17 protein-coding genes and 4 pseudogenes are annotated in these 20,469 nt (G+C 65.6%); 13 read left to right on the top strand and 8 right to left on the bottom strand.

Features of this window, described 5'->3' with window-relative positions:
- Positions 1–303 (bottom strand): annotated as a pseudogene (locus FMP39_RS33670) (hypothetical protein); the annotation flags it as partial.
- Positions 304–781: 478 nt separating this feature from the next.
- Here FMP39_RS33670 and FMP39_RS33665 point away from each other — a divergent pair.
- The gene (locus FMP39_RS33665) at positions 782–1,687 is read left to right on the top strand and encodes a transposase (RefSeq protein WP_194858673.1); all 906 of its coding nucleotides are present in this window, start codon (positions 782–784) and stop codon (positions 1,685–1,687) included.
- 620 nt (positions 1,688–2,307) lie between these two features.
- Positions 2,308–4,683 (top strand): tetratricopeptide repeat protein, encoded by a 2,376-nt coding sequence (locus FMP39_RS33655; RefSeq protein WP_141594117.1) that lies wholly within the window; start codon positions 2,308–2,310, stop codon positions 4,681–4,683.
- 290 nt (positions 4,684–4,973) lie between these two features.
- On the opposite strand, the pseudogene FMP39_RS38290 reads toward FMP39_RS33655, so the two are convergent.
- Positions 4,974–6,047: pseudogene (locus tag FMP39_RS38290) on the bottom strand (IS66 family transposase); the annotation flags it as partial.
- A gap of 67 nt (positions 6,048–6,114) precedes the next feature.
- Between FMP39_RS38290 and FMP39_RS38745 the strand changes: the two are divergent.
- From FMP39_RS38745 to FMP39_RS33635, 3 genes are all read left to right on the top strand, one after another.
- Positions 6,115–6,480: a transposase gene (locus FMP39_RS38745; RefSeq protein ID WP_228558561.1), complete on the top strand. Its 366-nt coding sequence runs from the start codon at positions 6,115–6,117 to the stop codon at positions 6,478–6,480.
- Between the two features lie 54 nt (positions 6,481–6,534).
- Entirely contained in the window at positions 6,535–6,912 is a 378-nt protein-coding gene (locus tag FMP39_RS33645; RefSeq protein ID WP_228558560.1) for a hypothetical protein, read from the top strand.
- Between the two features lie 616 nt (positions 6,913–7,528).
- The gene (locus tag FMP39_RS33635; protein WP_228558559.1) at positions 7,529–9,016 is read left to right on the top strand and encodes a hypothetical protein; all 1,488 of its coding nucleotides are present in this window, start codon (positions 7,529–7,531) and stop codon (positions 9,014–9,016) included.
- 105 nt (positions 9,017–9,121) lie between these two features.
- On the opposite strand, the pseudogene FMP39_RS33630 reads toward FMP39_RS33635, so the two are convergent.
- Positions 9,122–9,525 (bottom strand): annotated as a pseudogene (locus FMP39_RS33630) (transposase); the annotation flags it as partial.
- A gap of 274 nt (positions 9,526–9,799) precedes the next feature.
- Between FMP39_RS33630 and FMP39_RS33625 the strand changes: the two are divergent.
- Positions 9,800–10,321, top strand: a complete 522-nt coding sequence (locus tag FMP39_RS33625) for a beta/gamma crystallin-related protein (protein ID WP_141594113.1) — start codon at positions 9,800–9,802, stop codon at positions 10,319–10,321.
- 92 nt (positions 10,322–10,413) lie between these two features.
- On the opposite strand, the gene FMP39_RS33620 is transcribed toward FMP39_RS33625, so the two are convergent.
- The gene (locus FMP39_RS33620) at positions 10,414–10,647 is read right to left on the bottom strand and encodes a hypothetical protein (protein ID WP_141594112.1); all 234 of its coding nucleotides are present in this window, start codon (positions 10,645–10,647) and stop codon (positions 10,414–10,416) included.
- Positions 10,648–10,832: 185 nt separating this feature from the next.
- Between FMP39_RS33620 and FMP39_RS33615 the strand changes: the two genes are divergently transcribed.
- From FMP39_RS33615 to FMP39_RS33605, 3 genes are all read left to right on the top strand, one after another.
- Positions 10,833–12,329, top strand: coding sequence for a rhodanese-like domain-containing protein (locus FMP39_RS33615; protein ID WP_141594111.1), 1,497 nt, complete (start codon positions 10,833–10,835; stop codon positions 12,327–12,329).
- A 63-nt stretch (positions 12,330–12,392) separates the two neighbouring features.
- Positions 12,393–12,815 (top strand): archease, encoded by a 423-nt coding sequence (locus FMP39_RS33610; protein WP_141594110.1) that lies wholly within the window; start codon positions 12,393–12,395, stop codon positions 12,813–12,815.
- 23 nt (positions 12,816–12,838) lie between these two features.
- Positions 12,839–14,302 carry an RtcB family protein gene (locus FMP39_RS33605; protein WP_141594109.1) on the top strand — a complete coding sequence of 488 codons (1,464 nt, stop codon included), beginning with the start codon at positions 12,839–12,841 and terminating at the stop codon, positions 14,300–14,302.
- A gap of 110 nt (positions 14,303–14,412) precedes the next feature.
- Here the strand turns inward: FMP39_RS33605 and FMP39_RS33600 are convergent, their stop codons facing one another.
- The 3 genes from FMP39_RS33600 to FMP39_RS33590 form a co-directional block, all read right to left on the bottom strand.
- On the bottom strand, positions 14,413–15,645 hold the full coding sequence (locus FMP39_RS33600; RefSeq protein ID WP_228558558.1) for a CapA family protein: 1,233 nt from the start codon (positions 15,643–15,645) through the stop codon (positions 14,413–14,415).
- A complete protein-coding gene (locus tag FMP39_RS33595) occupies positions 15,630–15,806 on the bottom strand; it encodes an FmdB family zinc ribbon protein (RefSeq protein ID WP_011555386.1) in 177 nt (58 codons plus the stop codon). The genes FMP39_RS33600 and FMP39_RS33595 overlap by 16 nt, the downstream gene beginning before the upstream one ends.
- A gap of 202 nt (positions 15,807–16,008) precedes the next feature.
- The gene (locus tag FMP39_RS33590) at positions 16,009–16,698 is read right to left on the bottom strand and encodes a phosphoribosyltransferase (protein ID WP_141594107.1); all 690 of its coding nucleotides are present in this window, start codon (positions 16,696–16,698) and stop codon (positions 16,009–16,011) included.
- A gap of 360 nt (positions 16,699–17,058) precedes the next feature.
- Between FMP39_RS33590 and FMP39_RS33585 the strand changes: the two genes are divergently transcribed.
- The 4 genes and pseudogenes from FMP39_RS33585 to FMP39_RS38280 form a co-directional block, all read left to right on the top strand.
- The gene (locus tag FMP39_RS33585) at positions 17,059–17,712 is read left to right on the top strand and encodes an ankyrin repeat domain-containing protein (RefSeq protein ID WP_228558557.1); all 654 of its coding nucleotides are present in this window, start codon (positions 17,059–17,061) and stop codon (positions 17,710–17,712) included.
- Entirely contained in the window at positions 17,712–18,173 is a 462-nt protein-coding gene (locus FMP39_RS33580) for a nucleoside deaminase (RefSeq protein WP_141594105.1), read from the top strand. The genes FMP39_RS33585 and FMP39_RS33580 overlap by 1 nt, the downstream gene beginning before the upstream one ends.
- Positions 18,174–18,190: 17 nt before the next feature.
- Complete coding sequence (locus tag FMP39_RS33575; protein ID WP_228558556.1) at positions 18,191–19,432, top strand: amidohydrolase family protein; 1,242 nt, start codon at positions 18,191–18,193, stop codon at positions 19,430–19,432.
- Between the two features lie 113 nt (positions 19,433–19,545).
- A pseudogene (locus FMP39_RS38280) lies at positions 19,546–19,746 on the top strand (hypothetical protein); the annotation flags it as partial.
- On the opposite strand, the gene FMP39_RS33565 reads toward FMP39_RS38280, so the two are convergent.
- Positions 19,686–20,315 carry an NUDIX hydrolase gene (locus FMP39_RS33565; RefSeq protein WP_141594102.1) on the bottom strand — a complete coding sequence of 210 codons (630 nt, stop codon included), beginning with the start codon at positions 20,313–20,315 and terminating at the stop codon, positions 19,686–19,688. The pseudogene FMP39_RS38280 and the gene FMP39_RS33565 overlap by 61 nt on opposite strands.
- Positions 20,316–20,469: the final 154 nt, after the last annotated feature.

The following is a 20,469-nucleotide window of genomic DNA, read 5'->3' as shown; positions in this document are numbered from 1 at the left end:
GGCGGTGGGCAGGGGGCCTCCGCCGTCAGGATTGCCCGCGTCGGGGTTGCAAGCGTCGGGATGCCCCGCGTCCGGATTGCCGGCGTCAAGGTCGCCCGCGTCAGGGTCGCCCGCGTCGGGGATGCCCGCGTCGGGGATGCCCGCGTCGGGGATGCCCGCGTCGGGATTGCCGGCGTCGGGGTCGCCCGCGTCGGGTGTCCCGGAGTCCTGCTGGCCGCAGCCGACGGACGGGTTCGGACAGTCATTCGTCTTGTCGGGCTCGGAGTCGCCACAGCCAGAGCCAAGGGCCAGCAGTACGGACACCAGCAGGGCGTTGACGGGGAGGAAAGGACGCGGAGAGGCCCCTCGGGTTGAGAGGATGGATCCAGGACTTCGGTGCATGGCTGTCTCAAAGCTTGGGTCTAGGAGTACCAACGCACACAGCCTACTCGCGAGGCCAGCCTCGTGGCGCGGTCGGGTCCCGATAAGTGAGTCCCCCGCGCACGAAGAGGTGCAAGCCGACCAGCCGATGGTGTGGCGAGTGGACGTGCGCAATGGCAGCGACCTGCGCACGTTGCTGACGACAGCGGGGGCAGTGGACGTGGTGGTTCCACGCTAGGGACCGGCAGGGTGCTGGGAAGTGGCAGTAGGAGAGCGCGGTGCTGCGGCCTGGCCGGTCTGTGCCCCTACCCGCTCACGGACGCGAGCGGCCCGAGTTCCCCTGTCTCGCAGGGCTCACGAGAAGCCCGTGGGAGGCTGACGGTCGCGTGTGCCCTGGCGAGGTGGAGCTGGGGAGGGGCAGGTGGAGGAGCGGGGGGCGTATCGGCGGAGGCAGCCGGAGGGGACGGTGCTGTACGAGGCGGTGAGAGAGAGCCTTGCCACGCTGCTGTCGGAGACGAGCGACGTGGGGCGCGGCCCGTCCCGGTACGTGGAGGGGGACTTCGCCAGGTACCTGGAGTGCGGCGTGCTGGTGCACGGATTCGCGCGGGTGCGCTGCGAGAGTTGTAAGGGCGAATTGCTCGTCGCCTTCTCGTGCAAGGGGCGAGGGGTGTGCCCCTCCTGCAACGCGAAGCGGGCGCAGGTGACGGCGGTGCACCTGGTGGAGCGGGTGCTGCGGCACGTGCCCTACCGTCAGTGGACGTTGTCCTTTCCGCACCGGGTGCGATGGGTACTGCTGAAGGAGAAGGGGCTGCTCTCGAACGTCCTTACCCTTTTCCTGCGAGCGGTGTTTGCCCTGCAACGTCGCAACAAGCAGCCGCGGTGCTCCTTGCTGGAGGGTTTCTCCCTGCACGCCAACACGGATTTGCATGCCAATGACAGGCAGGGACTGGAACAGCGATGCCGCTACCGGGCGCGCGGTGCGCTGGCGCTGGAGCGACTGCCACGAGCGGAGGACAGCCGCATCGTCTATCGGATGAAGCTCCCGCAGCCGGAGGGCACCACGCACCACCTCTTCACCGGGTTGGAGTTGCTGCGTTGCCTGGCGTTCCTGGTGCCTCCACCTCGGGCAAACCTCACGAGGTTCCACGGCGTCTTCGCTCCAGGCGCTAAACTGCGGCCATTTCAGGTCCCTCAATCAGGAGGGCAGGAGGCGAGCGCGGGGCTTGAGGCAGCGGCCAGGAAGGAGCGGATGGGAGAGCACACCGCGAGTGGACTTTCGCAGAGTTGCTCAGGAGGACGTTCGACTTCGAGGTGTTCGCCTGCGTGAGGAGTGGAGGCAGGCTCAGGGGTCTTGGCGTACGTGAAGGGAGCCCCCGGAGTGCGGGCAATTCTGGAGCACCTGGGCATGCCCACGGGATGTGCGAGGTTGGCCCCGGCGCGAGGGCCACCCCAGGCCGAGGGGTGTTGAAGCTCAAGCGGCGCCAAGAGGTCCATGCCCCTGGTACGCACCTGAAGGGAGCGCGGTCTGGGCATGCGTGTACCCCAAGGGGGCTCAAGCGGCCTGTCCACCGGACGGGAGCCTCACTCGGGCGGCCCCGTCAGCGGCCCTCCTCGGCCCCTCTGCATCCTCCCTCCCCCTCAACAGGGCCCTATCCCTCTTATGCGTTGGCAGCCTGCCGCATCTGCCTATTTCCCAAGGGGAACCACATGAACTGCGGGAGAGCCAGTTAACGGGGGCAACTTCACTTGCACACCAATGACAGGGAAGGCCTGGAGCGGCTGCGCCGGTACGGCACCCGGGATGTCCTGGTCCTCCTGTGCTCCCGGCGGTGGCTCGCCCCTTGGCGAGCGCCCACTTGGGAGAGCCCAATGAGGGATACCCTCTCCATGGGTACACGACGCTACTTCAACGTGCGGTAGAACCGCAGACAACGGTAGCATGGCAGCATGAGTCCAAGACTGCTGTCTCTTCAGGAAGCCGTACACGAAATCGTTGACGCGACGAAGCCGCGGTCCTGGCAGACCCACTACCAAGCTCCATACTGCTTCGTTGTCGGTGCTGGAATTTCGTTCCCTCCCATTCCGCTCGCTGCTGGAATCGAGGAACTCTGTCGGACAGAGATCCTGGAGCGAGGTGGCTCGCCGCCCAGTATCACTGGATCTGCAATGGAGCGCTACGAAGTGATCTTCCAAGCCGCATTCCCACACCCTGAGGATCGGCGAGCATTCCTTCATCACCGAATCAAGTCGGTCCGAATCTCTGCATCGAACTTTCGATTGGCCCACCTTGTCAGTGCTGGGAAACCTGCCAATCTTGTCGTAACGACGAATTTTGATGAGCTCTTGACAAAAGCACTGCGCCTCTTCGGCAGAGACGTAATCGTCTGTGACCATCCAAAGACGACTCAACGAATCGACCCTAAAAGGGATGACCTCCAAGTCATCCACGTTCACGGAACTCACTGGTTCTACGACTGCTGCAACCTGAAGGACGAGATCCAGCATCGGGCGGAGGACGACCGCGAAGACAGTACCAGCATGAGTCACCTGCTCGATCGCATCCTCTTTGACCGGTCTCCTCTTATCGTCGGCTACTCTGGTTGGGAGGGGGACGTCGTCATGGGCGCGCTCAAGCGTCGGCTAAAACAGCCGCTTCGCCATAACCTGTATTGGTTTAGTTACCGGCGCGCAGATGTCGACGCACTACCACGCTGGCTCAAAGAGCATGGACATGTCCGCTTTGTTGTTCCAACCGAATCCACACTGGAAAAAAGTGAAGGAGTCGATACCAGTTCCAGCACGATCGGGCACCCTGTTCGCATGGTACCCTCCCTATCTGGAACTACGGAAGAATTGAGGTTCAAGGAAGCAACGCTTCCTGCCCGTCAGGTTTTTGATGCATTGATCCAGGGATTCAGGCTCGATGAACCCGAACTCACGAAGGATCCGCTGGATTTTTTCGAGAAACTTCTTACCAATCTTATTGCTCCAGAGTCCGACGAAGATGACATCTACCTACTAAAGTCTGTGATCCGTCGCGTCAATGACGGCGCAACTCTGGAGAAACAAGAGATGGAGAAAAAGTCACAGGCTGTGCAGGTGGCTACCTCTCTTCTTGGACAGGTAAGCGGAGCAGTGCGTGGTGCTACATATCGCGATGCGGTTGAGCTCGCACTGAATATTGAATTCTCAAGCCTCTCTGATTCGCAATGTGTAGATCTGGAAAATGCACTCGAAAAAATTTATCTGAGCATAGTTGACTCGAATGCGAGCATGGGGCTTGAAATCTGTGAAATGCGTATTCGACTATGCAAGCATGCTCAGGTTCAGGTGAATTGGAAGTCAGACTGGATGTTGCGTTACTCGAAGGCACTTCATGGCAAGGGCCGATGCCTGAGACTGCTGGGACGTACAGCAGACGCCATCGCCACCTATGACGAGGTCGTGCGGCGCTTCGGCGATGCGGCGAATCCTGCTCTGAAGGAGTTGGTAGCCAAGGTGCTCGTCAGCAAGGGGTTTGCCCTTGGCGAGGAAGGCAGGCGGACGGATGCCATCGCCACCTATGACGAAGTTGTGCAGTGCTTTGGCGATGCTGCAGAGCCATCCCTGAAAGTGCTGGTTGCGAAGGCGCTCACCAACAAAGGGGTTGATCTCGGGACGGATGGAAAATTCGGCGATGCCGTCGCTGTCTATGATGAAGTTATACGCCGCTTTGGAGATGCTTCTGAGCTTGCTTTGAAGGAGCAGGTTTCAAAGGCGCTCGTCAACAGGGGGGTTGATCTTGGTGAGTATGGCAAGACGACTGATGCCATCGCCTCCTATGACGAAGTCGTGCGGCGCTTCGGCGATGCGGCGGAGTTTGTCCTGAAGGAGCGAGTTGCCAAGGCGCTCATTTTCAAGGGGATTGACCTTGGCAAGGCAGACAGGAGAGCCGATGCCATCGCCACCTATGACGAAGTCGTGCGGCGCTTTGCTAATGCCACCGAGCCTGATTTGAGGGAGCAAGTTGCCAAGGCACTCATCTTCAAGGGAATTGACCTTGGCGAGGACGGCAAGCGGACCGAGGCTCTTGCAGTCTATGACGAAGTTGTGCGGCACTTTGGCGATGCTGCGGAGCTTGGCCTAAAGAAGGAGGTTGCTAAAGCGCTCCTTACCAAGGGGATTGCCCTTGAGGAGGACAGCAACTGGGGCGAGGCCATCGCTGCGTACGAAGAAATCGTGCGGCGCTTCGGCGATACAACCGATCCTGCCATGAAGGCATATGTTTCCAGGGCACTTTTGAACAAGAAGTCTGCCCTTCGCAAGGAAGGCAAGAAAAGATGAGCAAGAGGAACCCACACGTTGCAGCGGCCATCTAACCTGGGGCTCGGTTGGCGCAATCGACGGAGTTTGATCTTCATTTCATAGAGATGATTGTTGGACTCCCCACCCCGGAGAAGCGTAGCCGTCCGACCGTAACCGTCCGGCCAGTGATGTGGCGCGAGAGGCCGCAGGCGGACGAGGAGCGTGTTCGGCGAGCGCCGCGACGAGTGAGCTGTTCCGATGCGGAGCTGGAGAGGTGAGTTGGGCGGGTCGGCGATACTCCGTCGCTTCCACTCTTGGGGCAGCAGTTCGTCGATGCGGGAGCTGGGGTGCCCCTGAACGCGCAGCAGGACGTCCGCGAGGTATACCTCGGGATTGACTTGGTTTGCCTCGCAGGTGGCCGCCAGCGCGTAGAGACCGGCCAGGTTCTCCCGCGCGGCCTCGTGGACGACGAAGAGAAAGTTCTTCTTCCCCAGGGCGGCCTTTCTCTGCGCCTCCGCGCGGTTGTTGTCCAGGGGCAGGCGCTCATTCTCGACGAAGCGCGTGAGGGCCGCCCACTGCTTGAGGGCGTAGGAATTGGCCTGGCCCAGCGGACTCTTGGGTGGGAGCCGCGGCGTCTGTTCTTCAAGCCAGACGTGCAGTCGCGCGAGGACGGGGGCGCTGTGCAATTGGCGCAGCTCGCGGTGGGCGACGGTGCGCACCACGTCCGCGTCGCTCGCCTGGGCCTCCACTCGGTAGAGCTCGAGGATGAGGTCCTTGGCATGGCGCGCTTCGGGCGCGGTGGCCAGCGCGTCGAAGAATTGGCGGCGGCAATGCGCCCAGCAGCCGACGCGCACCCGGCCCTGGGGCCGCGTCACCGCGTTGTAGCCGGTGTATGCGTCCACCACGAGCGCACCCGAGGTGCTTCCCAGGACTTCCTTGGGCGTCCTGCCCGCCTGGCCCATGCTGAAGCGGTAACCAATGAGCCACTCACAGGCTTCGCTCTGGGGGAGGAAAGTCCAGAGGTAGCCCAGCCGCGTCTTCTGCACGTCCAGCACGCGCAGAGGCGTCTCGTCCGCCCACACCACGTCTGCGGCTGCAGTGCATTGCAGCAGGTGCTGCGACAGCGGCAGCAGCACCGAGGCGGCTTGGTGGAAGAGGTCCGTCAGCGTGCTGCGACTCATGGGAATGCCACTGCGCTCAACACGTTGGGCCCGCCGGTGCAGTGGCATGGCGTCGGCACACTTCGACGTCATCACATGTGCGATGAAGTCGGGGTCGTACGCGCCCCTGTTTACCACCCTGGCTGGAGGCGGGGCGGTGCCGATGCCCCGGCCGCACGCGCACGCCAGCACCTCCTGCGCGTGTACCTGCCGCTCGAAGCGCGCCGGCACGTACTCGTACACCACCGAGGTGCGGCCTTCACCCAGCGGCTTCACGTCTTCACTGCCGCAGGCAGGGACTTGAACGGCGATGCCGCTACCGGGCGCGCGGTGCGCTGGCGCTGGAGCGACTGCCACGAGCGGAGGACAGCCGCATCGCCTATCGGATGAAGCGCCGCAGTCGGACGGCACCACGCACCACCTCTTCACCGGGTTGGAGTTGCTGCGTCGCCTGGCGTCCCTGGTGTCTCCACCTCGGGCAAACCTCACGAGGTTCCACGGCGTCTTCGCTTACTCCGCGAGCGATGTTCCGGACAGGGGAGGGGGATGCAACTCGAATGGCGCGAAGCGCACCGGGCCTGCTTGTCTTGCATTCGGGTGGACGGGGCTGACAGGCCGCACTCATGTGCACGGATACTGGGCACCAGCGTTTCCAGGAGCCCAGGACCGGCGATGAATCCCGTGTATGCTCCGACGTTTCCACCACCGTGAGCACAGGGAGGGCTGGCACATGAAGCTGGGCATCAGGGGATTCGGGGGCGTGGCCGTGGGACTGCTGATGATGGCGTGCGGAAGCGTCGCCCCCGAGGTCAAGCCCGAGCCGACGTCGGCGTCGGTGTCTGCGCAGCCGCCTGAGCGGGCTCCGGCACAGCCGCCGGCGTCTGAACAGCCATTGGAGCAGGCTCCGGCACAGCCGACGGCGAAGCCATGCCTCTACGTCGAGGCTCGGGGGATGTACAACACGCGGGAGGAGGCCTGTGCGATGTCGCGTCAGCAGGCGCCGCGGTTCTGTGCGGAGCGTGGCGGCGTGAAGTCCATCGGCGATGACTGCATGGCAACGGACGGGCCGCCCTATCAGGGCGCCTACCGTGTCTGCTGCAACGATTGAGCCTCAGCGCCGGGTGGCAGTGACCCAGACGCCGGGCCTGGGCCGCAGGAAGATGGCGGACGTGGCCTGGATGTCCTGGCGGGCAGAGTTGCTCAGGAGGACGTTCGACTTCGACGTGTTCGCCTGCGTGAGGTGTGGCGGCAGGGGCGGTCTTGGCGTACGTGAAGGGGCCCCCGGGGTGCGGCGATTCTGGAGCACCTGGGCATGGCCACGGCATGTGCGAGGTGGGTCCCGTCAGCGGCCCTCCTCGGCCCCTCTGCACCCTCCTTCCCCCTCAACAGCGCCACCATCCCTCTCATGCGTCAGGTAGAGCGCCGACTGGGGCAGACCTTGCTGCAAGGGGCTGGGAAAGGACTCCCTGCATGAGGCGCCCCTGCTCCGGCTGATGGAAGAAACCCGCGACGTCGCTACGGACCGCGGATAGACGAAGCACCGCGGACTCCTGCGCACTCGGACAGGGACAGGCACACGGAGGGGCCCAACTCCGGCTCAGGAGGTCAAGGAGTGACGGAGGGCTCTGGCGCGTTGAGAGATGAGCCCCCGCGCGAAGGCGCTGCCGTCGCCCGGCCAGGCTCCCTGTGTCCTCATTCTCATGCACGATCCCCGATCCGCTCTCGTGAACTCCTCTCCAGACGCCATCCCCATTGCCGAGGGCCCGGCGGGACTCTCGCCTCCCCGCCCGCTGGCTCATGCCTCGGTCCTCTTCGCTGAGTCCCTGCCTGGCCTTGCGGAGGCTCCAGGCGCGTGGCTCTCGAGACTGGGCCTGGCAGAGCTGGGCTTCACCGTGGAGGTCGGCCAGGGAGTCCGGCTCACGAACGGCCGGCACACCGTGCGTGTCTTTAGGGGAAACGGCCCCCTGCCCCGTGAGGGCCTGGACCTGCGGCAGTTTTCGAACCTCCCACGGGAGGGCTGCTACCTGACGCTCGCTTCCGGCATCTCCCCGCGTCAGGGCGAGGAGCAGCCGATGCGCGGCGGCGCCAGGCCGGACCCGTGGGCAGAGGACGGTGTGATGCGCGTCTTCTCGCTGTTGGTCTCACGCCTTGCTCTCAACGGCACGGCGGTGGTTTTGCACCAAGCGGGCTCGCTCGTGAAGGACGCCAGGATCTTCGCTCGGCTGCTCCGGGATCTACCCCACCCCGACTACCGTCCGTTCTGCGCCTGGGTCGATCTCTCCCGCCGCCGGGGCAGCCGCTACCTTCAGCTGCGCGGCTTGGAGAGCTTCGGGCTGCCGGATCTCCACCTCGCACCGGAGGAGTGGGACACGTGGGAGACGTCGCGTGGCCGGGAGGCCCTGTACTTCGCTGCCTATCGCATGGTTCGCGAGAACCGCCCGCTCTCCGCGGATGAGGTCCTGGAGGTGCCGCTGGGCGTGCAGCCCGGCTCCTGGCCCGAGCCATTCGGCGGAGACACCATGAGCTACCGGGTCCGCGCCGGCGAGCCTTCCAGCCTGATGCTCGAGCGCCTCTCGGATGCCGCGGAGCCCTTCACCCGCTGGGCGCGAGCGTCGGCACCGGGCAAGCCGTTCTCCTCGAGCGTGGGCGTCAATACGTACCAGGCCCTTTTCCGCCATGCCCTGGATGGCGCCTTGCCGGGCGACACCATCGCCCACATTGCACCTCCGGCCTCGCAGGCGCTCCCCCCGCATGAGGTGCTCGTGCGCACGCGCCTGGGCCAGAGCGGCTTCACGGTTGTCACCAATGGCTTCGGCTGGGTGCCGCAGGCGAGCGGAAAGCGGGATTCAAGTGCCGCCCATGTGGAGCTGGCAGCGTGGATGGACTCGCACAGCCCGGAGCGCGCCCTGGCCCTGTCGGCGCTGGGGACGCTGATGCAATCGAACGAGGGCAGCCAGTCGGCCTGGGCGCCGGGCGACATCGCCGTCGTCTCCGACCCGCTCCTGGGGCTGCGCCACTTCGTCATCGCACAGGGGCCCACCGTGCCCCTGCCTCCAGGCGCGCCCGTGAACCTGCTCTGGGTCATCCCCCTGCTCGCGGCCGAGTTCGAGATGGTGCGGCGGGCCGGCCCCCTGCACTGGGCCAACCAGCTGCTGAAGGACCCGTCCCGCAGGACGGAGCTGGTGCAGCGCTGGAGCCTGGGAGCGAACTGACGCTCCCAGGCCCACCCGCGCGGCACGGTGCAACCGTCCGGGCAATGACGTGACGTGAGCGGTTGCCGACGGACGAGGACCGTGGTCGACGCACGCCGCGAGGATTCAGGGACTGGGCTGGAGGGGTGAGTCGGGCGGGTCGGCGACGCTTCGCCGCTTCCACTCGTGGGGCAGCAGTTCACCGATGCGTGAGTTGGGATGTGTCTGCACGCGCAGCAGGACGTCGGCGAGGTATGCCTCGGGATTGACGCCATTGGCCTCGCAGGTGGCCACCAGCGCGTAGAGGCCCGCGAGGTTTTCGCCCGCGGCCTCGTGGCCGACGAAGAGGAGATTCTTGCGGCCCAGGACAGCCTTCCGCAGCGCCGATTCCGAGCGGTTGTTGTCGAGAGGAATGCGCTCATTCTCCATGAAGCGGGTGCGGGCCTCCCACTGCTTCAGCAGCATAGGAAATGGCCTGGCCCAGTGGACTCTTGGGCGGGGGGGCGTGATGCCTGGGTTTCGAGCCAGGCGTGCAGTCGCACGAGGACGGGTGCGCTGTGCTGCTGGCGCAGTTCGCGGTGGGCAGCGGTACGCACGCGACCCGGAACCACTCCTGCTTCTCCACCGGCTTTGACATTCCCGCAAGGGTCCTTGGCGCCGACTCCGCACTCAACGCCTCTCAGCACGTCCTTGGCCAGACGGATACGGTACTGTAGCCGGATTGCTTTTCCGGATTGCGGTGCCCAATGCTTCCGGCGGTTTTGGCAACGAATGGCCAGGACCGCTCCAGGGAGGAGAACTGCAATGGCAAGCATTACCGTTTTTTACAACGAAGACTTCGAGGGTAAACAGGTCGATCTGCCGCCTGGCAACTACACCCGGGCACAGTTGGAGGCGCTGGGCATCGAGAACAACACCATCAGCTCGGTGAAGGTGCCGCCTGGCGTGAAGGCTGTCCTCTACCAGAACGATGGTTTCACCGGCGACCAGATCGAAGTGGTGGCCAACGCTGAGGAACTGGGCCCGCTGAACAACAACGTCTCCAGCATCAGGGTCATATCCGTGCCCGTGCAGCCCAGGGCCAGGTTCTTCTACAAAGAGCAGTTCGATGGCAAGGAGGTGGACCTGCCTCCTGGCCAGTACACCCAGGCCGAGCTGGAGCGGTACGGCATCGACAACAACACCATCAGCTCGGTGAAGCCGCAGGGCCTGGCGGTCGTCCTATACAAGCACGACAACTTCTCCGGCGACACGCTGCCCGTGAATTCCGACGCCCCGAGCCTTGGCGCGATGAACAACAACACCTCCAGCATCAGAATCTCCTGACGCTGGCGCGCGGCATTCCAGGTGACGGTCCCTTCCGCGGGGACCGCAATCCTTTCGTGTCCCAGAGACTCTCGAATCACCTGCATCCACGCTCACGGCCGAACTGGTGCCCTGAGCGTCTGCACGCGCTCGCCCCTCCAGTCGAAGACGGCGAGCGCACGCGCCACGTCCGCGTACCAGGGCAGCCCTGGTACGTCCTCGGGCACCAGCGCGCCGATGATCGAGCGTGGAGCCAACTGGAGGCCGTTGCTGCGCTGCTCCTCCGTAGGCGCAGGCTCGAAGTTGCACAGCGTGCCCTCGACGGCGAAGCCGCACTTCTCGATCACGCGACGGCTGCGTGGTCGGAAGGTACCCGCGGCCCTCCACGCGGCGTTGCGAAGGCGAGATGGAAATTCCACGGACGCCATTCATGCAGGCAGGCGTGCGGTAGCGACTCAGAAGAGGGGAAGGAAGCTCCGCTCCTGGCCGGACCCCCGACGGGCCATGCAGGCGGCAACGCATCGTGCCCGTGATGCTCTTTCCAGTCATGGCGCCCACCTTCAGCGGAGGAGGGGCCATGTACTTCCAGGCCATCAAGACCGAGGGCCTTGCCCAAATCACCTACATCCTGGGCAGTGACGGCGAGGCGCTCGTCGTCGACCCCCGGCGTGATGTCGACGTCTACCTGGACGTGTTGCGGCGACAGGAGTTGCGGCTGCGCTACGTGCTCCAGACGCACCGCCAGGAAGACTTCGTTGAGGGCACTTCCGCGCTTGCCCGCATTGCAGGCGCGCAGGTGGTGGCTGGCCGGCACCCCATCACCGGCCATGCCGACGTGCGGATGGGCGAGCGAGAGCGGCTACACCTGGGGGCCTTGACGCTGGTGGCGCTTCATACGCCGGGGCACACTCCAGAGAGCATGAGCTGGGCCGTCTACCTGGATCCCCACCATGCCCAGGCTTGGGGCGTCTTCACGGGCGACGCGCTCTTTGCTGGAGAGACCGGGCGCACGGACCTGGCTGCGCCAGAGCGGGTCTACGAGAATGCCGCGCTCCTCTTTGATTCGCTCCATCAGAAGGTCCTGCCCCTGGGCGACCAGACCCTGGTCTTCCCGGCCCACGGAGCAGGCTCGGTGTGTGGAAGCGGCATCGCGGACAGGGAGTTGACGACACTGGGCTTCGAGCGCCTGCACAACCCCGTGTTCACCTCCAGCCGGAGCGACTTCATCCAGCGCAAGGTGCAGGAGCGGCTTCACCGGCCTTCGTATTTCTCGCGCATGGAGGAGGTGAACATCCGCGGTGGCGTGCCACTCTCCGCGGATTCATCCGCCATCCCCTTCCTGGAGCCGAAACGCTTTCAGTGGGCAAGTCACAGTGGCCTTGTCCTGGACGTGCGTGAGCCCGAGTCCTTCGCTGGGGGGCACATCCCGGGCTCGCTGAATGTCTGGATGCAGGGCTTGTCCGTGTTCAGTGGACAGATGGTACAGCCGAGCACGCCGCTGTTCCTCGTCCTGCCTGCGCACGCGGACTCGAAGGAGGCCGTGCTGGCCCTGGCCCGCGTCGGCCTCGACCAGGTGGAGGGCATCCTCACGGGGGGATTCGGGGCATGGCGCAACGCGGGGCTGCCTATCGAGAGCAGCGGCACGCTGACGCCCGAGGCGCTCTTTTCCCAGTTGGAGGGCTTCCAGGTGCTCGACGTGCGAGAGCGCTCGGAGTTCGAGCGTGGCCACATCCTGAGCGCACGACATGCGTATGTGACAGAGCTGGAGGAGTGCCTCTCCAAGCTGGGACTGCGCGAGGACCATCCGGTCGCGGTGGTGTGCAGCACGGGCCACCGCTCCGGACTTGCCACGAGCATCCTGCTCCGCAACGGCTTCCAGCAGGTCGCGAACGTGCTGGGCGGCATGTCGGCATGGCGGCGGCTGGAACTTCCGGTGCGGACAGGCCCGCCGTCGGAGGCCGAGTTCGAACAATCAACGCGCTCCAGGGGAACAGAGGAGCAGGACGCTTCGCCACCGTCGCCTTCGTGAGCCGTCAACGAGGTTGTCGTCGGATGGGAGCATCTCCACTTCGGGCGCGGGAAGGAGGCGGTCGTGGAGTCAGGTACGCATCAATTCGAACCGCACGTCAGTGAGGTTCAACTCCGCATCTCAGGCACGGGACTCCCGGAGCTCTTCGAGGAGGCCGGGTATGCGCTCGCGGAGCTCATGCTCGGAGAGGCACCGTTGCCGCAGCCCTCGCCAGAATCGGCGGGGGAGCGCGTCACGCTCGTGGCGGCGGACACCGAGGCCCTGCTCGTCGACTGGCTCAATGAGCTCATCGCCCGCTCGGACCTGACGAAGCGCGTCTACACGGACCTCGTGGTGGACGAGCTCCAAGAGCGGTCGCTGCGCGCCCACATTCGTGGCGTCTCGCCTCTCGTGCTGAAGACCGCTGTGAAGGCCGCCACCTTCCATGGCCTGGAGTTGCACGAGCACGACGACGGCTTCACGGCCACGGTCGTCCTCGATGTCTGAGACCCCCCTGTCATGAGGCAAGCATGGAGACACATTCCGAGGTCACGCAGCAGCTCGAGCCGCTCATCCGACAGATAGGGCCCGCCCTGTATGAACTGGGCCAGGGCTTCCGAGAGGACATGCGGGTACCGGCCCGCATCGTCGCGGACTCGGAGTTGCTCCAGCAGATGGTCCAGGACCGGAGCGTGCCTCAGCTCGTCAATGTCACCACACTGCCGGGCATCCAGGGCTTCGCCATCGGGATGCCGGACATGCACGAGGGCTACGGCTTCCCCGTGGGCGGCGTGGCGGGTACCGCGTTGCCGGATGGCGTCATCTCGCCGGGCGGCATCGGGTTCGATATCAACTGCGGCGTGAGATTGCTGGCGACCGGGCTTCGGCACGAGGACGTGAAGGAGGTCCTGCCGAAGGTGGCTCACGACCTCGCTCGGAGCATTCCCACAGGCTTCGGCCGGCATGGCCGCCTGTCGTTGGCGCCCGAGCAGATGGACCGGGTCCTCACGGAGGGCGTCCCCTATCTGGTGGACGTGCTGGGACTGGGAACACCGGAGGACGTCGACTACCTGGAGGCCAGAGGCTGCCTCGATGGCGCCGACACAGCCAAGGTCTCTGTCCGGGCCCAGGAGCGGGGGCATGACCAGCTTGGCACGCTCGGTGGCGGCAACCACTTCCTGGAAGTGCAGCGGGTGGAGCGCGTCCTCGACTCGGAGGCGGCCCCCGCGCTCGGGCTGTTCGAGGGCCAGCTCACCGTGCTCATCCATACGGGCTCGCGCGGACTGGGTCACCAGGTCTGCACGGATGCGGTGCGCACCATGGACCGCGCCCTGGCTCGCGAGGGCATTCAGCTCGTGGACCGTCAACTCGCCTGTGCGCCGCTGTCGTCGGCGGAGGGGCAGGACTACTTCGCGGCCATGTGCGCCGCGGCCAACTTCGCCTGGGCCAACCGGCAGGTGCTCACCCACCGGGTGCGCGAGGTGTTCCGCCGGTGGTTCGGAGACCGTTCCGCTGCGTGGCCTCGCATCGTCTATGACGTGGCCCACAACATCGCGAAGTTGGAGCCGCATGGAGGCCAGCGCCTCTGTGTACACCGCAAGGGCGCGACGCGGGCCTTCGGTCCAGGGCACCCCGAGCTGCCCGCGGCCTACCATCAGGTCGGCCAGCCGGTGTTCATCCCCGGAAGCATGGGCACGGCGTCGTTCGTGCTGGTGGGGCAGGAGGCTGCCGAGGCCATCTCACTCAGCAGCGCCTGCCATGGGGCGGGACGGCGGCTGAGCCGGGCCGCTTCCAAACGCCAGGTGGTGGGAAGTGAGCTGCGCGCGGCGCTGAATCGTCAGGGCATCGCCGTGGAGTGTCCCTCCAATGCGGAGCTCGCGGAGGAAGCACCCCTGGCCTACAAGGACGTGGATCGGGTGGTGGACGCGGTCGAGGCGGCTGGCATCGCGCGGAAGGTGGCGCGGCTGGTGCCGCTCGCGGTGTTGAAAGGCTGAGGGCCCGGTTGCATTGGACCGGAGGCGTGCGCTCACCGCGTCCAAGGAGGTTCCGCCGCTGTGCGGGGGAGCCAGGGGCCCTGAGGCCGCTCGTCGCTTGTCTGGGAGGCTCACGTCCACTGAAGGACGAGCGCACCGCTACCGTCTGATGCCAGCCGCGTGCGGGTCCCAAGGTTCCGCCCCTGCCGGTCCAGGACGCCGCCCAGCCACTCAGCGTCCTGTCGTGAAGCATGATGGGGACGGAGTTGGCGCAGCTGCATCGGGAGCATGCGGAGGCCCGTCAGTTGACCAGTGGCCGGGGCGATGGATGCCAGGTACAGCAGCGTCAGGTCTGGACGGAAGGCCGTGTGGCCAGAGATTCCCTCATAGTCGTTCAGGAAGTCTCCGCAGCCGTAGAGGATGAGGTGGCCCCGGTGGACCTCGATGCCGCGAGGGTGGTGCGACGAGTGGCCATGGATGAGGTCGACGCCGGCCTCATCGATGAGCGCTCGCGCGAAGGCCCGCTGCGCGTCCGGCACGGCATAGCCCCAGTTGCCGCCCCAGTGAATGGAGGCAACGACGATGTCGCCCGTGCGTTTGACGTCCGCGACGCGCTCGCCCAGTTGCCGCACTGCGGTGGGTGACAGCGCTGGCAGCAGATCCACGCCGGGCCGGTCTTCCGTCGCGGCCCAGACGGGCGGGATTCCGCTGCTGCTATCACCGAACGAAAACACGGCGACCCGGCCCCCGGTCACATCCAGGATGGCCGGTCGCCGTGCTCGCTCCTGGTCCTCCCCGAGCCCCGCGGTGGCAATGCCCAGGCGCTGGAGGGTGGCCAGCGTTTCGAGGAGCCCCGGATAGCCCCAGTCCAGCACGTGGTTGTTCGCCAGCGCGCAGCAATCGATCCGGGCGGCTGTAAGGCACGCCGCGTTCTCCGGGTGCATGCGATAATGGATGCCCTTGTCTGGCCACCACGCCTCGCTTGTGGTGACGCTCGTCTCCAGGTTGATGATTCGAACATCCGGCGCGGCTCGCTCCATCTCGTCGAGCGCGTCACCCCAGAGCTCACCGAAGCCGACGGGCGTCCGGATGGGGCCATTGCGTTCCTCTGCCAGCCGGACGTAGTCCCGCGCATCCTTCAGGTAGTCCTCGTGAAGGCCCGGCGGAGCAGGGTGGGGCAGGACCTGGTCGATGCCCCGGCCCGTCATCACATCTCCGCAGAGCAGGAGGGTGAGCACCTTCCCCGAGGCCGAAGGCGTCGAGCCATTGGCGCTCCGCTCCCTGTCCGGCGTATCCGGAATCATCGTGAGTCGGCCCCCCGCCACAGGTGCGGCGCGGAGCAAGCCCGTCAGAGCGTCAGCCACTTCTTGGTGGTCACGGTATGAACGGTGGAAATGCGCTTCTCCACCTCCTTCGTCTCCTGGCAGCGTGGGCACTTGGGCGTTCGCTCATCGTGCTCCTTGACGCTCATGATCTCGGTGAAGGGCTCCTTACACTTGCGGCAGTAGAACTCGTAGACGGGCATCACTCGCTCCTGCTCGGGCCTGATGGCCTCCTGTGAAGGGTGGGGATGGAGCGTGATGCACGGCAGGGCTCGAGCTGGCATCCCTGCGCCGGAACGGCGGCTCCTTCGGAAGGCCGGGATGAACTGCGCCCGGTGGGCTCCTGTGAGACCGGGATATCGCGGCCCGGGTGGTGGTGGCTCGCTGATGCTTCGGGGCGCCCGGTCAGGAGTGGGCCGTGTCGCCGGGCGGTGCGTGACGGTCGTGACCGAGGATGAGCCGGGCCTGTGCCAGTAGCGTCGCGACCGCTTCATCTGGAACCTGCTGGAAGTCGGCGTACCACTGGCCAATGGCATACAGCGACGGCGTTGAAATCACGCACACCATGTCATCCGCCAGGGGGGCGAGCTCTGCGAGCGTCTGGGATGCAGCGACGGGGACCGCGAGGATGATGCTGCTGGGCCGGTGCATGCGGAGCGCCTGGATGGCCGCTCGGACGGTACCTCCCGTCGCGATGCCGTCGTCCACCAGGATGATGCGCTGGCCTTCGATTCGAGGCGCCCCGATGCCCTGGCGGAAGCGCGCCACCCGGACCTTCACTTCATCCGTCTTCTGACGGACGAGGCCTTGCAGGTCCGCCTCGGTGACGCCCACCTCGTCCATCAGCCTCCGGTTGACGAACGCGACACCGCCTTCCGCGACCGCGCCGAGGCCCAGCTCCTCGTAGCCCGGCACACCGACCTTGCGGACCACCCAGACGTCCAGCGGTGCGCCCAGTGCTGTTGCCACCTCAAAGGCCACAGGTACACCCCCGCGGGGCAACGCCAGGACGAGCGTGCCTTCACCCGTGTATCCACGCTCGCGCAGCAATTGGGCGAGCCGCCGGCCCGCATCGACACGATCCTCGAAGGACATGGCACCCCCTGCGATCAAGAGAAGCATGGCCGGGGCACCTGTCCACCGATGCTTGTCGATGCCCGATGCCCTGGGGGCCGGGGTGGTCCGAAGAACGGGGGCAGATCACCCCAAGGGGGCTCAAGCGACCTGTCCACCGGACGAGCGCATCACTCATGCGTTTCAACGACCGCGACGAAGCTTCGCAGCAAGAAGAGATTGATCATCCGGGTGTCTCCACAAAGGGCTCTCGGCCGAACTATTCAGAACCCCACTGGTAATCATTCCGGCATTTCGCTTCCGCATGGGATGGCCGGGGATTAGAGCACCTCGTCAGGAGGTGAAGTCGTGCACCTGGCGAACATTTGGAGGGTGATGCTCATGACGCTGTTCACGATGGCCTGCTCAGCTTCTGCGGGAGCCGGGGACGGCGGCTCTCCCGTGCCGCCCGAGGCCCTCTTGCGGGCCGCAGAGAAGGGCGATGCGGCGATGGTCTCCGAGCTGCTGCGCCAGGGGGCGGCCGTAGACGCCCGAGACTCAGCGGGCAACACGTCGCTCTTGTTGGCGACTGACGGGAACCACGTGGCTGCCGCCCGCGCCCTCATCGAGGCAGGAGCGAATGTGAACCTCCAGAACCGCCAGCTCGATAGCGCCTACCTCCTGGCTGGAGCGCGGGGGTACCTGGAGATCCTGCGCCTGACCTTGAAGAACGGCGCCGACCTGAAGAGCACCAACCGCTACCGCGGCACTGCGCTCATTCCGGCCTGTGAACGCGGCCATGTGGAGGTCGTGAAAACGTTGTTGCAAGCCGGCGTCGATCCGAACCACGTCAACCGCCTGGGCTGGACTGGACTGCTCGAGGCGATCCTGCTCAGCGACGGCGGGCCACGTCACCAGGAGATCGTTCGTCTCCTGATTGATGGAGGCGCCGACGTCAACCTGGCGGACGGAAACGGCGTCACGCCGCTCCAGCACGCCCGCGAGCGCAAACAAGACGCGATTGCCAAGATGCTCGTAGCCGCTGGAGGTCGCTGATGGAGCCGTCCGCCGAAGAATTCATGCGCGAGGCCATCGCCCTGGCTCGCACCAACGTCAAGTCCGGTGGTCGTCCCTTCGGGGCCTTGCTCGTGCGCGACGGTCGGGTGATTGCGCGCGCGGTCAACGAGGTCAATCAGACGAAGGATCCCACCGCCCACGCCGAGCTTCTGGCCATTCGCAAAGCGAGCCAGAGCCTCGGTAGCGCCAGCCTGAGCGGCTGCGTCGTCTATGCCAGTGGTCATCCCTGCCCGATGTGTCTGGCCGCCATGTACCTGTGCGGAATCCAGGGCGCTTATTTCGCTTACTCCAACGAGGAGGGCGAAGCCTTCGGCCTCTCCACAGCGCCGATCTACGCGCAGTTGACCCGCGAGCCCCAAGCCCAGTCCCTCGCCTTGCGGCCTCTGCGCCCGGCGGACGAGCACGGACTGTACGACGAGTGGAAGCGCCATCAGGGATGACCGATAAGGAGCTACGGATGCGTCAGTCAGTCGACTCCTCCCGTACGTCCACCCCAGTCGAGCTGGTGAACGTAACCCTTCCTGACGGCCGCCGCGTGGACGTCCTCCTCCGCGATGGCCGCATCGCGTCGATCGACGAACATCGACCGGACACGGGCAAGAGCGCTCACCGCGAAGCGACATCCATTCAACTCGATGGCGCATTGCTGCTCCCCGCGCTGGTGGACGGCCACTGCCATCTCGACAAGACCTTCTTCGGAGCGCCGTGGCAGCCGCACCGCGCGGCGGATTCAATCCGGCAGCGGACCGTGGACGAGCGCGCTCAGCGCAACGAAGTCGGCGTTTCGGTCGCGCAGCGAGCCACGGCCCTCGCCAACCGCATGGTGTCCCTCGGCACCGGTCACATCCGCTCCCATGTCGACATCGACCCGGTTGGAAAGCTCGATGGCTTGCACGCCCTCTTCGAGGTGCGTGAAGCTTTTCGGGATCGGCTCGGTATCCAACTGGTCGCGTTCCCGCAAAGCGGCATCGTCACCGCGAAAGGGGTTGCCGACCTGCTCGATGCGGCGCTCTCGGAGGGCGCCGACGTGATCGGCGGACTCGACCCTGCCGGTTTCGACGGCGACGTCGACGGTCAGCTCGACATTGTCTTCGGGCTCGCCGACCGGCACGGCTCGGGGATTGATATCCACCTTCACGACGGCGGCGAGGTCGGCACCCAACAACTACGCGCCATTGCCGAACGTACGAAGGCGTTGGGGCTCAGCGGTAAGGTCGCGGTCAGCCATGCTTACGCGCTCGGGCAGATCGACGAGCACGAGCTCGCACGAACGGCCGCCGCTCTCGGCGCAGCCGGGGTCGCCATCATGACGAACGGCCCCAGCCGCTCGATGCCACCGCTGCGGGCTCTACGCGAGCATGGCGTCCGAGTGTTCGCCGGCTCCGACAACATCCGAGACGCCTGGTGGCCGTATGGAACCGCGGACATGCTCGAACGAGCGACCATCATCGGGCTCCAAGCCGAGCTGATGTCCGACGACGACCTGAAGTACGCGTCTTCGCTCGTTACCGACTCCGCAGCGGAGGTGCTCGGAATCACCGATTACGGACTGCATCCCGGCTGCCGCGCAGACCTGGTCGTGATTGCAGCAAGCAGCGTCCCCGAGGCCGTCGCCGCCCACCCTGAGCGCCTGCTCGTGGTGCACGGCGGGCGTGTCGTGGGCCCAGTGTCGGGCGATGGTCGCGCTCGTTGGGGATGAACCGGGTCGCAGGTCGAGCCCTTTTCCTGGTGCTGGTGCTGGGCGTCAACACCGGCTTCATCGCCGCGGGCAGTGGCCGCGGCGACCTGAAGATGGGCTTCGAGCTCTTGGTCGTCACCTATCTCGCCTTCATCTACCCGGCCCTCAAGGCCAGCAGCGTGGAGCCAGTCGAAGGCCTCAAGGCGGAGGAGTCTGGACCGAAAGGGCCGCCGTCGTGGCAGCGCGCAGCCCTCGAAGCGGCTGGCGGCTCGGCTCAATCGAAGTCGGTCGGAAGCGCGGCGTCGCGCGCGTGCGTGAACATGCGCCGGACCTGACTGGGAAGCACCCGGGCGAGAGAAATGTCATCGGGCAGCTCGTCTTCGCGGAACCATCTCACCTCCGACGTTTCCACGCTCGTCGCCGCCGTTCCCCCCACCCACTCGCAGATAAAGAAGAATTTGCAGCACGAGAATACCGCAGGCGGGTGCCCCTGACGGTTGCGATCCCAGACAGCCGCGAGCTTGCGCACACGCACTTCGAATCCGCTCTCCTCCCGTACTTCTTTGATGACGTTCTCCGCTGGCGTCCGGTTCACGTCAGCCCAGCCGCCGGGCAGCGTCCAAGCCCCGCCATCGGAGATCTCCCGCACCATGAGCACTCGGCCTTGTTCGTCGAACACCGCTCCGCGGACATCGACTTTCGGGGTGGCGTATCCGCTTTCACCTTCGAATAGAGACTCGATTCGCTCGGCAGGAGCGGTCGTATGTTCCGCCATGATTTGGGATGCGAGCGCGCGCAGCATTTCGTAGCGCTGGCGGTCATAAGGGTCGCGCGCGAATGTGAGCCCTGTCTGGGCGATTGCTTGGAGTTCCCGCGTCCAGTTCAGCCAGTTCGGCTCCGTCATGATGGCGGAAGTATAGGAGGTCGTCGCTCCCAGTCAGCATGGACGAGGCGTGGCGACGCTGGGCGGCGACTCGAGCGTTGGCAGGCTCGTGACGGCTGCGGACGGGAGCATCACTCCTGGCTCTTATACACATCTCCGAGCCCACGAGACGCCC

The organism is Myxococcus sp. AB056, assembly GCF_006547365.1.
Taxonomy (GTDB): Bacteria; Myxococcota; Myxococcia; order Myxococcales; family Myxococcaceae; genus Myxococcus; species Myxococcus virescens.
This window is presented reverse-complemented; position numbering and strand designations above follow the sequence as displayed.